Origin of the sequence: Yoonia sp. SS1-5 (assembly GCF_038443705.2) — a bacterium.
In the GTDB taxonomy this organism is placed as follows: domain Bacteria; phylum Pseudomonadota; class Alphaproteobacteria; order Rhodobacterales; family Rhodobacteraceae; genus Yoonia; species Yoonia rhodophyticola.
Map to the genome: position 1 here is coordinate 264987 of NZ_CP151764.2, position 14926 is coordinate 279912.

General features: G+C 54.1%; 12 protein-coding genes. 1 reads left to right on the forward strand and 11 read right to left on the reverse strand.

The window, feature by feature from the left end:
- Nucleotides 1–59 precede the first annotated feature (59 nt).
- From AABB31_RS01300 to AABB31_RS01350, 11 genes are all read right to left on the reverse strand, one after another.
- Nucleotides 60–3299, reverse strand: coding sequence for an efflux RND transporter permease subunit (locus AABB31_RS01300; RefSeq protein WP_342074963.1), 3240 nt, complete (start codon nt 3297–3299; stop codon nt 60–62).
- Nucleotides 3296–4522 (reverse strand): efflux RND transporter periplasmic adaptor subunit, encoded by a 1227-nt coding sequence (locus AABB31_RS01305; RefSeq protein WP_342074962.1) that lies wholly within the window; start codon nt 4520–4522, stop codon nt 3296–3298. The genes AABB31_RS01300 and AABB31_RS01305 overlap by 4 nt, the downstream gene beginning before the upstream one ends.
- Before the next feature lie 89 nt (nt 4523–4611).
- Nucleotides 4612–5550 (reverse strand): MBL fold metallo-hydrolase, encoded by a 939-nt coding sequence (locus AABB31_RS01310; RefSeq protein WP_342074961.1) that lies wholly within the window; start codon nt 5548–5550, stop codon nt 4612–4614.
- A gap of 535 nt (nt 5551–6085) precedes the next feature.
- Nucleotides 6086–7294: an MFS transporter gene (locus AABB31_RS01315; RefSeq protein ID WP_342074960.1), complete on the reverse strand. Its 1209-nt coding sequence runs from the start codon at nt 7292–7294 to the stop codon at nt 6086–6088.
- A gap of 82 nt (nt 7295–7376) precedes the next feature.
- Complete coding sequence (locus AABB31_RS01320) at nt 7377–7796, reverse strand: ester cyclase (RefSeq protein ID WP_342074959.1); 420 nt, start codon at nt 7794–7796, stop codon at nt 7377–7379.
- Nucleotides 7789–8043: a hypothetical protein gene (locus AABB31_RS01325; protein WP_342074958.1), complete on the reverse strand. Its 255-nt coding sequence runs from the start codon at nt 8041–8043 to the stop codon at nt 7789–7791. The genes AABB31_RS01320 and AABB31_RS01325 overlap by 8 nt, the downstream gene beginning before the upstream one ends.
- A complete protein-coding gene (locus AABB31_RS01330) occupies nt 8040–8318 on the reverse strand; it encodes a hypothetical protein (protein WP_373634727.1) in 279 nt (92 codons plus the stop codon). Before AABB31_RS01330 ends, AABB31_RS01325 begins: the two co-directional genes overlap by 4 nt.
- A 52-nt stretch (nt 8319–8370) precedes the next feature.
- Nucleotides 8371–9051 (reverse strand): DUF2461 domain-containing protein, encoded by a 681-nt coding sequence (locus tag AABB31_RS01335; protein WP_342074956.1) that lies wholly within the window; start codon nt 9049–9051, stop codon nt 8371–8373.
- 69 nt (nt 9052–9120) lie between these two features.
- The gene (locus tag AABB31_RS01340) at nt 9121–10053 is read right to left on the reverse strand and encodes an MBL fold metallo-hydrolase (RefSeq protein ID WP_373634728.1); all 933 of its coding nucleotides are present in this window, start codon (nt 10051–10053) and stop codon (nt 9121–9123) included.
- A gap of 295 nt (nt 10054–10348) precedes the next feature.
- On the reverse strand, nt 10349–10945 hold the full coding sequence (locus AABB31_RS01345) for a TetR/AcrR family transcriptional regulator (RefSeq protein ID WP_342074953.1): 597 nt from the start codon (nt 10943–10945) through the stop codon (nt 10349–10351).
- Between the two features lie 217 nt (nt 10946–11162).
- On the reverse strand, nt 11163–11729 hold the full coding sequence (locus tag AABB31_RS01350; protein ID WP_342074900.1) for a recombinase family protein: 567 nt from the start codon (nt 11727–11729) through the stop codon (nt 11163–11165).
- 140 nt (nt 11730–11869) lie between these two features.
- Here AABB31_RS01350 and AABB31_RS01355 point away from each other — a divergent pair, with 140 nt between their 5' ends.
- Complete coding sequence (locus tag AABB31_RS01355; protein WP_342074952.1) at nt 11870–14821, forward strand: Tn3 family transposase; 2952 nt, start codon at nt 11870–11872, stop codon at nt 14819–14821.
- The last annotated feature ends 105 nt before the right edge of the window (nt 14822–14926 follow it).

A 14926-nucleotide genomic window follows, 5' to 3' on the forward strand; every position in this document is an offset into this window, starting at 1 on the left:
GCACAACAAGTATTTAGGATCACTGGCAACAGTAACATCGGCATTACTTATCGTTAGCATCACTCTGCTGCGATGACCGAAGGGGTGTCCAAGGTTGTCACCAGTTTGGGTGGATCCACTTTTATCGTTTCGGCCTTCAAGCCGTTGGCGCGTCCAAATACTTTCTCGAAGAATTGCGTGATACGGGACAACCCAACGAACACAGCTGGTACGCAAAGAACTACCACAGCCGTCCCGAACAAGACGCCGTATCCGATTGAAACTGCTAAGGGAACCAGGAACTGGGCTTGAATTGAGGTTTCCAGTATCAATGGATAAACGCCGAGGAAAGTTGTCACTGACGTCAGTAAAATGGGACGGAAACGCTCCTTTGTCCCGCGAACAACTGCCTCTTGCAGCTCAAGCCCTTGGGTCAAATATTCGTTGTATAAGTCAACCAACACCAGAGAGTTGTTGATCACGACTCCGGCCAATCCGATGATGCCGAAGATGGACAAAAGTGACAAAGGCACGCCGACGATGAGGTGGCCTGTTACAGCTCCAATCAACCCCAATGGGATGGCCAGCATCACAACAATGGGTTGCACATATGACCGGAAGACCAGTGCCAAAAGAGCAAAAATCACAAAGAGAGCAATAATAACGGCTTTCCCAAGTGATGAGGCCGCGTCGCCTTGAGTTCGCTGCTCTCCGCCGAACTCTACGATCAGTCCGTCAAACTGAGACGTCAAAGCGGGAACCAGTTTGCTTCGAATAATCCCATTCGCCTCTTGGCCTGTGATGATCGAAGTATCAATATCAGCGGTCACTGTTGTAATTTGCCGCCCGTTACGCCTCAAAATTTCTGTTGGGGCTAGGTCCTCCTCGATGTTCGCAACCGCTGATAGCGGAAGAAGGGTACCGGAAGGGGTGTGGATCCAGCTGTCGAGTAGATCGGAAAGGCTGTCCCTGTCCTGTTCGGGATAGCGCACAATTACCGCCACATTATCTGCACCTCTTTGGACCGTCGTTGCTTCGAGGCCGTAGAAACCGGCGCGGGTTTGAGTCGCAAGATCTTCGATTGAGACGCCCCAAATTCTGGCCTCATCGCGCAACGCAAGACGGTATTCCATTCGTCCCGCTGAATTGTCATCTCGTATCGCAAAAACTCCTGGTATTTCGCGAAGCTCATTGCGCAAATCCTCAACGACAGTGCTGATGTCTTGACCGTCGGGGAGTGATAATTCGACTGAAATGGGGTCACCAGCACCTACGAGCTGAGCCGAAACAGTCAAACTGTTGACTCCAGCAATATCTCCGATAGCGCTATTCCAAGCGGCTTCGAAATCGCGAGTAGGCCAATCGCGTAATTCGGGGTCAGTGATTTCAACTACGACATGGGCAACGGTTGCGCCAGCGGCCGCCGGACCGGCATCGGGACCACCTTGAGGCGCAGCTCGGCCAACAACAACGTTTACACCGACTAAAACAGGGGGCGCGTCGGACGACAATCGTGATTGTATCGTGTCAGCGGCTTCTATTGCAGCTAAGCGGACAGTTTCCGCCACGTTTTCAGTAGTACCAAAGGTAGTCCCGTCAGACATTTCAATGCTGGCAGTGACAAAGGCTCCGTCGATGGACGGAAAAAACACGAAGCGAACGTAGCCATGCGCAAGCAAACCAACGGTGAGAATCATCAATGCAATCGCACCGGCAATGGGCACAAGAACGCGGCGTGTCGCAAATCGAAGAACGGTATCAAGTGGTCCATTTATGAATTTCTGCAGCAGCCAGTCGACGCCAGATCGGGCGCACCCTAGCGTCCGCAGAACGATATTTGGCCGATAGTCCGGCGACACATCGAGTTTGGAGAGATTGCGAGGCAATATGAACAAAGCTTGCAGCATCGACATCGACAAGACAATCATCACCACAAGCGGAATGTCAGACAGGAATTTTCCAAGTGTGCCGGGCAACTGCAAAAGGGGCCAAAACGCGACTAGCGTTGTGACAGTTGAAAAGACCACTGGAATGGCTATGCGTTGTGTCGCCCGGATTGCCGCCTCTAACGGCGTCATCCCTCGTTCGCCGAAAGTGTATATATTCTCTGAAACGACAATGGCATTGTCCACAATGATGCCAATCGCAAGAATAAACCCAAACAAGGAGATCATGTTGATCGACATGCCTGCTGCAGACATAACAATGAGAGCGGCCGCAAATGACACCGCTATCCCCACCGCCGACCACGCAGCCAGCCGGAAATCCAGAAAGAGCGCAAGGCAAATAATCACCAGCGCAAGACCAAGGACGGCATTGCTGACCAAGATGTCCAGGCGCGATTGCAGTTCGCGTGCATCATTTTGCCAAATTGTCGCGGAAACACCATCTTGTAACTTCGGGCGGAATTCATTTTGAAGGTAGTCCTGCGTAGTCTCTACGATACCAAGAACCTGCTCTTCTCCAACTCGAAAGACGTTTACGGCAACAGAACGCTCGCCTGCAAAACTTGCTGAAAAATCGCTGTCCTCGAAACCATCGACTACTTGCGCGATGTCACGTAGAAAAATTCGGCCGCCATTTTCACCTGTACGCACGACTATGTTTTCAAAATCGGCTTGGGTGAAATTTCTGCCGATGGTCCGAATGGGAAACGTCAAAGCGTCGGTTTCAATCGCGCCACCCGGGAGCTCGAGGGAGTTTTGTTGAATGGCTCGTGCGACCTCAGCCATCGTAAGGCCATAGGCACGTAAGGTGTCGCGGTCTACTTCGATGGCCACCTCATAGTCGCGTCGGTTGCCCACCTCGACATAGGAGATTCCATCCAGAGTGATCAGTTCGTCTCGAAGACGTTCTGCAGTTTCTGTGAGTATATGTTCCGAAGCCGAGCCGTGAATTGCGATTTCGACCACCCGAGAAGAGTTTGTCGATTGAACAACAACCGGGTCTTCAACGTCTTCTGGGAACACATCGATGCTGTCGATTTCAGTCCGAATCTCATCGAGCTTTTCGGCCAGATTTTCGCCAAGAAGGAATGTAACGGTGATCCCGCCGCGGCCCTCTGAGATGCTTGCAGTAATTTCGTCTATGCCATCCACAACCGTAAGCTCATCTTCGATTGGACGGATGACGCTCTGCTCTAATTCCTGCGGAGACGCCCCGGGATAGGCAACCGATATACTTACCGAATCCAATGTGAATTCCGGGAAGGTTTTTTGGGGCATTGTCATGGCGGTCAAAGTTCCGAGCGCCAAAAGAAACAACACTGTGAGCATCGCGGCGACCGGATGCTCTGTGGTCCAGCGAATAGCAGAGTTCATTGTGACACCTCAAGGGAAGCACTGATCATTTCAGATGTATCGCGGACCGGCATTCCAACAGACGGTGCAGCCAACTGGGATAAAACAACACGCGCAGAGTTGTTGAGGTCAGTTGTTTGCACGAATGTCCAGTCACCATCCACATGGATCCGCCGGACGTCTATGTTTGCCAGCTTCCCATTGTCATTGATCCAGATGCTATCGTTGCGCACGGCGACGGTTGGGATACGATACAGGCTGTCCTTTTTGACCCCGGAGATCTGCACGCGTGCAAAGGTGTTGACCAAAGCAGGGGGCGCATCTGACGAAGGTCTGTCAACTATGGTCCCGTTCTCGACAAGGCCCATAAGCGCTTCCAGTCGAACAGTGACACTCAGCGTGCGGGTTGCCTGGTCCAATTGTGGTTCGACCCGTTCAACGTAACCGCTCCAACGAAATATACTAGTGGCAAAAGGAATATCTATGCTAGCCCGCGCTTGACCACTTGCAAAAAGCCGAGGAATCAAAGCAGCTTCGGCTTGTCGAACCGGTACGGTGACCTCAAGCTCATCGACAGTGAAAATCTCAGCCAGAGCCTGCCCAACTCCGATAACATCTCCGCTTTCAACGAATTTGGACAACACGGCACCATCAAACGGGGCAAGTACCATACGATCATCCAAGGCAAACTCAGCGGACAATCTGGATGCCTGGAGTCCTTGTAAGTTTGCTTGCTGCTCGGCAAGTTGGCTTTCCAGAGTGTCAACCTGCGTTTGCGTGGCAACTTGACGGCTCAAAAGTTCCTCGGCCCGCGCAAGATTATCCTCCAACTGCGAAATCCGAACGTTGGTTGCGGTGATGGCCGCGTCGGTTTGTGCCAAAGCGGCGCGCTCAGCCCGGTCATCAAGTCGGATCAACACTTCACCTTCAGAAAACAGCCCGCGAGACAGGATCGATGGATGAACGTCGATCACCCGTCCTCCACTCTGTGCAGACAATGTCAACTGTTGATGCGGAACAACAAACCCTTCGGCTCGAATTGGGAGGGGAGCGTCCCAGATCTCCGGTACAACAGTCTCAACAAGCGCTATGGGCCTTTCAATCTGTTGTGCTTCCACGACGACTTTTTTGTCGCCGAGATACTGGAAGCCGAAAACGCCACCACCGACGATCGCCACGGCAACTGCAACCCAAAACAACTCACGTAGTCCCACATAGAGCAAGCGAATGTATTCTTTTAGCATTGTCAGCTCCTAATCACAGACAGATTGATTGACCTAAGATCAACTATGAGATGGGTTCGTGTTGTGAAGTGAACCCACCAAGTCGTCGCCTATCCGAGAAGCTGGTAAGATGCTGGGACGAACCGGAACCCGTTCCCGCGTGTCTCGACATAGCCCACGCCCGGGAATGGCATGTGGTATCCAATCATCGGGATTTGATCGGCAGCTAACATTCCTAAGACCTGGCGGCGCGCGGACGAAGCTGCCTCGGGATTAGCATCAAACTTAAATGCCCAATCCGGTTCCGCAAACGACCAAATGTAGTGATTGGCGAGATCTGCAGTCATCATGATCTGCTGGCCTTCGCTCTCCAGCCGAACACACATGTGACCGGGCGAATGCCCAAAAGACGCCTCTAGAGATATGCCAGAAACAACTTCCCCTCCGTTTCCAAGAAACGTCGCGCGTTCCGCCAAAGGCGTGAACAATCTGCGTACCATGTCTCCGACAAAGTTTCCTTCATCCATTTTTGCCCAAAAGTTATATTCGTCGGAGCCTGTGACGTAGCGGGCATTCTTATAGATAGGCAGGCCGTCGGCCATCAAACCACCGATGTGATCGGGGTGCATGTGCGTAATTACGACGATATCAATGTCGTCTGGCGATACACCTGCTTCCGCGAGGGATTTTTCAAGACCACCTTTCCCGACGCCGGTATCAACCAGAATTTTTTGACCAGCAGTCTCGATGAGGGTAGGCGACATATAGAATTGTAGGGCATCGGCCGGAATGAAGTTCGCAGCAGAAACCTTCGCGAATTCCTCGTCTGTAACGCTTACACCGTATTCGGCTTTCGGGTCATCTTTGAATCCGGAGACATCAAGCAACTGCGTAAACTTCATGTTCCCCAGCTGATATTGCGGTGACACGCGACCGATAACTGGCGCGCCTGCAGGGGCACTTTGGGCAAATCCGGTGGCGGCTACAGAGCCCAAGGGCAGAGCAGCTGCTCCGGTCAAGAGATTGCGGCGGTTCAATACTGTATTCATCTTTCTGGCTCCGTTTGGTTGTTTTGCGCTTAGTAGCGGACTTATGACTGGATAGTCAGTCATGTAAATCATTATGACCGGACGTCCAGTCAAAACGTGTCTTTTTTTTGATACTTGGGGAAAATATCTTATAATACACTGATTATTATAAATAATATTTTACCGCACACTAAACCTGCGGAGATTGATAGGAGGACAAATAGATGCGATCAGACCAGATCCGAACTAGTTCAGCAAAGCTAGATCACACGGCGCTGACTACTCAAGGTCATGCTCAGTGAAAGCTTTTTTGGCTTCAGCCGAGATTTCGGATGAAGTCAAAGACTTAGAGAAATTCAGTCATCGCCATTGGACTGGCTACATGAACTGCAGATAGATGAACATGAACACAAGAACTAAGACGACCTGAAGAACCATTGCAACGATGAGGAACCTGGAGCGTTTGAAGTCATCTTCGACATCAATCTTTTTCATTATCTTACTCCTTTGAAAGAAGGGTTATTGCGCCACCCCTCATTCAGGGGTGGCGCAGATCTCATTCGGCAGGTTTTCCAGCCGATTGCAGCTGGCGTGATAGCAAGCTGATCACCAGCATTATGGCGGCAACCACAGCAAGAGCCCCAGCGAAAGTCGCGAACAATCCGCTCAATCCAACGGAAGGTGCAAGAAGTCCTGCAATTACTGGCCCAGCGAACTGGCCTGCAAAGACAAAGGTTGTCAGAACACCAGCGGCACGGCCTCGCGCTTGTGGAGCGACAGAGCTCATTAGCCACATGTTCTGATTGGGCATGATAAAGCCCAACGCCGCACCAACAAACAACCCACCTACGATGATCTGGGCATAACCATTCGCCGTAGTGATGATGGCGAACCCAATGAACATCGAGCTGAAGCCGAGTGCATAAATGCCAGTGGGAGAGAGTTTGGCTCGGATTCGCTGGAAGTTAAGCGATGCAGGAACACCGGCTAATGTTACTGCGGCAATTGCGGCGCCGGAGGCGGCGGGAGATGTAACACCGATTTCAGCCAGCAAAAAAGGTAGACGCGTCGGGATCAGGTAAAAAACTGCCATCGTGAAAAAACCAAGGATGCCAATTTTCAGGCAGATGCCCCAATCGAGTTTCACTTTCTGGGCTGTGGCTGCAGGTTTGGTCATCACATCATCGGTTAGGTTCGCCATGCACAAAACTGCGAAGGGGAGTGCCAACAGATAGATCCCGAATGCACCCCGCCATGAGATCTCAGCGAGCGCACCGCCGACAAGTAGAAAGACAATCCCGCCCATGCTCATGACAGCGGCTTGTTTGCCCATAAACTTCATCCGGGCTTGGCCAGTCCAGAGGTCAGCAGCCAGCATCGTCGCGATAGTCATCGCACCAGCAACACCAACGCCAAGGACAATACGCCCGATAAGGAGACCATTAAGCGTATCCAAAACAAGGCCGGATGCGCCGCCTAGTGCATAGAGAATGAGCGAAACATACAAAACGGGCTTGCGGCCGATTTTGTCTGCAATAATCCCAGCGAGACCAGCAGTCAGGATAATTGCAAGAGATGGAAGGCTCAGAAGTAATCCTAGGAGCGTCTCCACATTTGGGACGTCAGCAAATGCTTGTGCCAAACCGGGCAGGGATGGTGCGATGGTAGCGTTTGCCATGATTGTGAGGCTGGAAATTGCCAAAACGGCAAGCGTTGGTCCGATTGCCGGGGATGTGCCCGGATCATGATGTGCGTGAGGGTTCATGAAAACTGTCCTTCGATTTATGATTTTCCTTGGCCCGGCACCGGCGGGAGGAACCGATGACGGGCAGGCGGATTAGAATAGGTTACTTGCCTGCTGGCGGCTTACCGGGGCGGCCACCAATCTGTTCAAAGAACTCGAGGCCATTGTGCTCGTCCCAATGCTCGGCAAATTTGCCATCCTTGATGCGCCAAATGTCGATACTGGTCATCGTGATGTCCTTGCCGGTAGCAGGCACACCAATGAACGAGCCCGTATGCTTGGCGCGGAATGTAAAGCGTCCGACAACACGATCACCGTCAACGATCACGTCTTCGACGGTGACTTTGGTATCGCTGAACCCTTCGTTCCAAGCGTTTACGAAGAACGCAACGCCGGGGATGCCTTGTGGAACAAAAGGGTTGTGCTGCACGTAGTCTTCATGGACCCATTCGCCAATGGTGGCGACGTCATGGGTTTCCATTGCACGGGCAAAGCGGTGTGGGAGGTCTTTAAGGTCAGTCATTGTAGGCTCCATTATTTGAGAGAGTGATTACGACCGCCGCTTGAACGGCGTTTGTTGGATCGGCACTGGTCGGGGTCTCGGCTTGATCCGAGGTTTGAATGACCAGACCGATGATTATGGCAAACAGCAAAGCAGTGGATTTGAAGGCTTGGATGTTTGGCATTGGGTACGTGGGCTTGGCCCAGTAGTTCGGTTCATCACGCGCCCAATTGTCGAGCTGCGCAGCGTTGAAAATATGTTCGGTCATCCGTCCTGCTCCGGTTCAGAAAGGACGGGAAGACCTAGCGCCTCGATGGGCATGACGCAGATGGTGAGGTCGTGAGCGTCATCAGCGCGATCGGACGGGTAGAGGACCAGATTGATCGGTCCGCAGACCCCAAATGCTTCATCGGTTTCGGTGGCGGACGGGTCTTCGATTTCTACGACCGGGTAAGCCAACAGAACTGTTGCGGATGCGAACATGCCAACACAGCAGATGGCGAAGCCAAATAGCAGATTGATGAGGATTTCTGAGAGTTTCATGTTCATACTTTCGGGCGAATGGGAAAATGTGTGTGTGAAGGTCGGAGTGGGGCTAGGCGTCCTGTAGGGCGTCCATGCCAAATTGAAGGAGTGGGGCAACTTGGCTGACGACAACGGCACCCAAAGCTGCGATTTCACCGCTAACCCAAACGTCGCGATCAAATGCCCGTCTGACGATGAAGCCTTTGAGCTTGACGTGTTCGGCGTGGATATGATCGTCGTACTGTGTGAAGCCCTTTGGCATACGGGTCAGCCGTTGCATTTCGGATAGCTGATGGCCTTGGCTTTTGAGCGTGTCGAGAATTGTGGAGAATTCATCTGCTTGGTCGATGATCCGCTGGCGGATCGCGTTCAGCTTTGGGGTCGGCAGTCGGTAGAAGCCGCCCGCGACAAAGCCGCCGGTTGGGTCCATCTGAATAAACGCCATACCGTTCATTTCAGCTTTCGTGCCGGAACGAGTCATCATGCCAGACACGGATGGTTTGTAGGGGCTTTTGTCCTTTGAGAACCGAACGTCGCGGTGCATCCGAAACATCGTTTGCTCGCTACCTTCCAACGGCAAGGGCTCACCCGCAACGCGGTTTGTTATCTGGTCGAGAAGTAGCGCGAAAGGATCGAGGCAAGCGGCTTTGAACGCAGCCTTGTTTTCGGCGTACCATTCTTTGTTATTGTTATCGCGAAGACCTTCCAAAAGTTGGAAAGTCGTGTCTGTGAAGGCGACCTGTTGTGTCATTTGGAAAGCTCCTTTTGTCGAGGTCTGAAGAGAGAAGGTGGGGATGGCTTGCGCCATCCCCGAGCGCTTTTAGCCGTGCATCTGGTATGTGAACGGCACGAAGCGGAAACCGTCTTCGCGGGTCTCAACATGGCCGACGCCTGGGAATGGCATGTGGTAGCCAATCATCGGGATTTTGTCGGCTGCGAGCATGCCCAGAACTTCGCGACGTGACTTGGACGCCATGTCTGTGTCGCCGTCGAAACCAAAGGCCCAATCCGGTTTTGCGAAAGACCAAACATAGTGGTTCGCAAGATCGGCGGTCAGCATGATCTGTTGGCCTTGGCTTTCGAGCATAAAGCAGAGGTGGCCAGGGGAGTGCCCGAAGGACTCGATGGCCGCGATCCCTGAAACCGTCGTTTCACCGGCACCAATGAACGTGGTTTTCTCGGCCAGCGGCGTGAACATCATTTTCACGAGCTTGGCAGGCAGCATGTCGAGCGGCATCTTTTTCCAAAAGTCATACTCTACAGCACCGGCAACATAGCGCGCGTTCGGGAAGGTTGGGCGGCCCTCGGACATCAAGCCGCCGATGTGATCTGGGTGAAGGTGTGTGATGATCACAACGTCGATGGACTCTGGTGAAACGCCTGCCTCAGCTAAAGAAGCGGTCAGACCGCCTTTGCCCATGCCCGCATCAATCAAGATGCGCTCTTTGGGTGTCTCAATAAGTGTGGGCGTGATGAAGAACTGCAATTCCTCGATGGACAGGAAGTTGTCTTTAGACACCTGTTCCCACTCGGCCTGTGGAACCTCTTTGGCGTATTCGCTCTTTGGGTCGTTCTGTAGGCCAGTCACATCAAGCAGCGACGTGATTTTGAAGTCGCCCATGTAGAACGCCCGAGAAACACGCGGTGTCGGAACACCTGTTGTCGGCGTATCTGGGTTGATCGCATCTGCAAGGTGCGCAGGCAGGCCGGGAGGGGACATGCGGTTGTTGGGATCGAAAGCTGGTTTGTTCATTTGGTATGTCCTTCGTTTTCGTTCTAGTGAAGTCGTCGTGACTGGATAGTCAGTCATCTATATCATCGTGACTGGACGTCCAGTCATATATTCATTTTTCTTCGTAGAAATTCCTTAAGTAATTGATTTTAATCAAATAAAAATATGGTTTGAAGGAGAACTGATATCAGTTCTCGATTGAGTCACGAAACGCAAAGAGAATGACGGTGCAGATTACTTCTTGTTTTAGAATTACAAATGCCCGCCTACTACAACGCGACGGGCATCGACAAAGGAGAATGAAAAGGAATGAAATTCATGCGGGCACAAGTCCGCGATGAACCATATTGAGCGCTTGTTCGCGAATTTTCGCAAATCGTTGTTTTGGGAGGCTGAACAATCCTCGATGCAAAATCAGGCCATCAACAACCGAGGCGAGGGCCCTGCCAAAATGGGCGGGATCGATATCGCTATGAACCAGTTTCTTGGACTGTAGGTATCCGATCTGCGCTTCGTAATTGAGGCCCAGTTGTTCGAAGAATTCTCCAAGCTTTGTGACAACGGGGTCACCATCCAGGCTTGGGCCAAACATCTCATAGAACAAACGAATGAGGCGGGTTGCATCGTCCGGAATTGTCGTGCTGTTTCTGAGTCGATCCATCATCTCTTCAAGAGTTTCAGGATTGCTTTGTGTCATAAGATTCGCTTGCAACCTCTCAAAGTGCCGGTCAACGATTGCGACTGCGATACTTTCTTTGTTCTTGAAATAGAGATATAGGGTACCTTTAGCGACACCTGCGCCTTCTGCCACATCAGCGATGGTCGCCGAATGGTATCCCTTTTCAATGTATACTTCCGTCGCTGCATTTAACAGACTGTTCTGCATTGCCTCGCGATCAACGATTTTGGCCATGACAGAAATCTCCTTGGTGAATAATGAGGTATGTCAGGCCAGATATACATGACTGGACGGTCAGTCAAGGCACTAGGGTTACTTTATGTTGTGGGCAGCCCATTTGAACATCGCGAGGAGGGCGATGCCGGCAGATTTAGCGTTCGTGGACCACAAGGCCCCATCGGAAGGTTTCTTCGTAGAACCACGCTAAGGGGGAACGAAAACTGAACATGGCTTATGGTGTAGCGTTTCTGATCACCTTGTAAGCTGTTGATCTGCCTATGCCGAGGTGTTTTGCGGCCTGGGCGACGGATTGTCCTGCGCTGACGAGATCCTGGAGGGCTGAGATTGTCTCGGGTTGCAATGGTGGGCGCCCAGGGTTGCGACCATGCTTTCGGGCGTTGATCAGGCCATCTTTGGTGCGCTCTGAGATCAGGCGGCGCTCGAAATGCGCGATGGCCCCGAACACGTGGAATACGAGTTCGCCAGCGGCAGATGTCGTGTCGATCCGCTCTTCAAGGCTGATCAGGTTGATCTCTCTGGCCTTCAGGTCATCGACGGTTTCCAGCAGCTCCTTGAGCGAGCGTCCCAAACGATCAAGGCGGATAACGGCGAGGGTGTCGTTGGGGCGCGCCTGATCAAGCAGTTCTGTTAGCCCAGGTCGGTTGAACGTCTTGCCGGAGATCACGTCCTCGAACACGCGAATAGCGCCGTGTTGTAGCAACCGGTCTTTTTGGCCGGACAGGTCTTGGTCGGCGGTGGAGACTCTTGCGTATCCGAGGATGTCGCCAGTGCGTGTCATGGTGTCGCCAAAACGGCCGTTTTGTGGCCTGACTTCACGTCATCGATGTGATCCTGAATTGGCGTGGAAAATATGTCTTTTTATTGGTCTCCATAATATTCGAGGTCTTCAAACGTGCAACTACGTTTTGAGGACACCTTATGGCCCGCCGACTACTTTCTTCCCGCGCGCATGCAGACCTCTTCGAGGTGCCGACAGATCCTGATGCTTTGATCCGCCATTATCTGCTGAGCGGGGACGACATTGACCTGATCCGCACTCGACGTCGCGCCGAAAACCTCCTTGGTGTCGCGGTGCATATTTGTCTGCTGCGCTACCCGGGCTTCGGGTGGAGCGACGGCATCATGCCGCCAGCGGAACTGATCACTTGGCTTGCTGAACAACTTCAGGTGGAGGCTTGTACTCTCGACGAATATGCCATCAGGCGGAATACGCGGCACGAACATCATGCCGTCGCGATGCGCCACTTGGGGCTTGCCCCTTTCGGACCTGAACATGTCCAGCAAGCGGAGGATGTCGCCACGAGGGCGGCCTTCGCGACGGATCACGGCGTGAAGATTGTTGAGACGCTGGTCGGGGAGCTGCGCAAGCAGCATCTGGTGTTGCCGAGCGTGGATACGCTCGAGCGCCTTGCGCTGAAAGGGCGGGCCCGCGCCCGGCGCGAGGCTGCCGCCGCGCTGTTTGATGCTCTCTCACCGGAGCAACGTGTCCAGTTGCAGGCGCTTTTGGTCAATGATCCATCGGTTGGGCAAACGCGTCTCACGTGGTTGCGGGGCTATCCGTATTCGACCAGTCCGGCCAGCATGACCGCGCTTCTGGATCGCTTGAACTATCTGCGATCGCTGAATTTACCGCCAAACCTTGGGCACGGCCTCCACCCCGACCGGCTGCTCAAGTTCGCGCGCGAGGGCGCTGTGGCCCCTGTGAGCTTGCTGAACGATTTTGGCGAACGACGGCGGATTGCAACGCTCGCGGCGCAGATGGCGGATTTATCCATCACGATCACCGACGCGACCATCGCCATGTTCGAGCGACTGACAGGCCAGCTCTTCTCACGTTCCCGCAATCGCCAAGAGGAGGTCTGGCGCATGGGAAAAACCCGGGTTGGCAAGCTGATGCAGCTCTTTGGCGCGTCCATTGATGCCATGGCCCGCGCACAAGATCTGGGGCAAGATCCCTTTGCTGCGTTGGATGCTGATGTCGGATGGGAAACTCTCTTGGGCAAGCGTGACGAAATCGCTGGTTTCGGAGAGCTGGCAACGAGTGACCCGCTCGCTCTGGCGGCTGAGCGCTACGCCTATATGCGCAAGTTTGCCCCTGCATTCCTTGAGGCTTTCGAGTTCAAGGCCACCGATGCGGGGGATGACCTCAAGGACGCAATCGCCTTGCTGCGCGAACAGAACCGCACAGGTAAACGCAAGTTGCCCGATGATCCGCCCATGCCCTTCGCGGCCAAACATTGGTCGTCGCTGATCGTCCAGGATGGTCAGCCACAACGGCGTGTGTACGAGACCGCCGTTGTGTCCACCTTGCGCGAGCGCCTGCGCGCCGGGGATATCTGGGTCGACGGAAGCCGTGAGTATCGCCGGTTCGACAGCTACCTGAAGCCCCGGGACAAGGCTGAAACCATTATGCGGAATGCGGGCTTCGAGACAGATCCGGAAGCATGGTTGTCTGATCGGCGAGTGACGATTGAGAAACGTTTTGACCAAGTAGAGCGCGTCCTGAAGCGCAAGGCGCTCTCTGGTGTCCGAATTGAGCGCGGGCGATTGAAGATTACGCCGCATGACGCGGTCACACCGCCCGCCGCCGTGCGACTGGAACGGGCGATTGATGCCGTGATGCCCCGCATCCGCATCACGGAGTTGCTCTGGGAGGTAAACGCGCAGACCGGGTTCCTTGATGCCTTCACTGACCTGCGGTCTGGCAAGCAGCACGATGAACCTGCCGCCGTTCTGGCCACGATCCTGGCCGGGGCCACCAATCTCGGCCTGGAGCGGATGGCCCATGCCTCATCGCGTGTCAGCCACGCGCAGCTGACTTGGGCGCAGACATGGTATCTTCGGCCGGAGACATTCGCGGATGCCTTGGGGCGTATCGTCGACGCCCATCATGGTTTGCCCTTCGCGCAGCACTGGGGTGCGGCGGAGCACAGCTCATCGGACGGCCAGTTCTTTGCTGCCAATCGCGGCAGCGGGCTCATCAACGCGAAATACGGGCCTGATCCCGGCCTGAAACTCTATTCCTTCCTGTCGGGCCAGTACGGATCCTTCCATTCCAGCGTCATCGGGGCAACGGCAGGCGAAGCCCCTTTCGTGCTTGATGGCCTCCTGACCAACCCGGCCAGCTTCGACCCACTTGTACATTACACAGATACCGGCGGCGTGTCGGACCACGTCTTCGCCCTGTTCCATCTCTTGGGGATGACCTTTGCCCCGCGCCTGCGCGACTTTCCTGACCGGCGGCTGGCATGCTTCGGGAGCGCGAAGGCGTGGCCCACTCTGTCCTCCCTCATTGGGAGGCCAATCAACGAAGAGGTGATCCGGCAGCATTGGGGCGATATCATGCGGCTCGCGGCCAGCATCCGCGACAAGTCTCTCAAACCGTCTGAAATCCTGCGCAAGCTTGGGGCGTACCGCCAGCAAAACCGGCTATATCTCGCCCTGGGTGAAATCGGCCGGATCGAGCGCACACTCTTCATGCTCGACTGGATCGAGAGCGCCGACCTACGCATGGAATGCCACGCTGGCCTGAACAAAGGAGAAGCGCGCCACTCATTGGCCAGGGCCGTCTTTGCCCACGCCCAAGGGCGCATTCATGACCGCTCTGACGCGGCCCAACAAAAACGGGCCATGGCGCTCAACCCCGTCATCGCCGCCATCACGTTTTGGAACACGATTTACATGGGCAAGGCCGCCAACCACCTCGCGCAGAACAGCCCCCTCTATGACGCCAAGCTGCTTGCGCATACCTCGCCGCTCGGATGGGAGCACGTCATCCTATCAGGCGACTTCGATTGGCATTCCGGGGCCGCCGACCGCAAAATTGCGCGGCCACTGAACATCAGGCCAGCCAGAGACTGGGGAACCTGATTGTGTTCGCTGGAAGTTCTTCCTTAGCGTGGTTCTACGAACAAACCTTCCGATGGGGCCCACAAGAGCGCAGCCGATGGTTGCGTCACTGACACGGTATGGCGT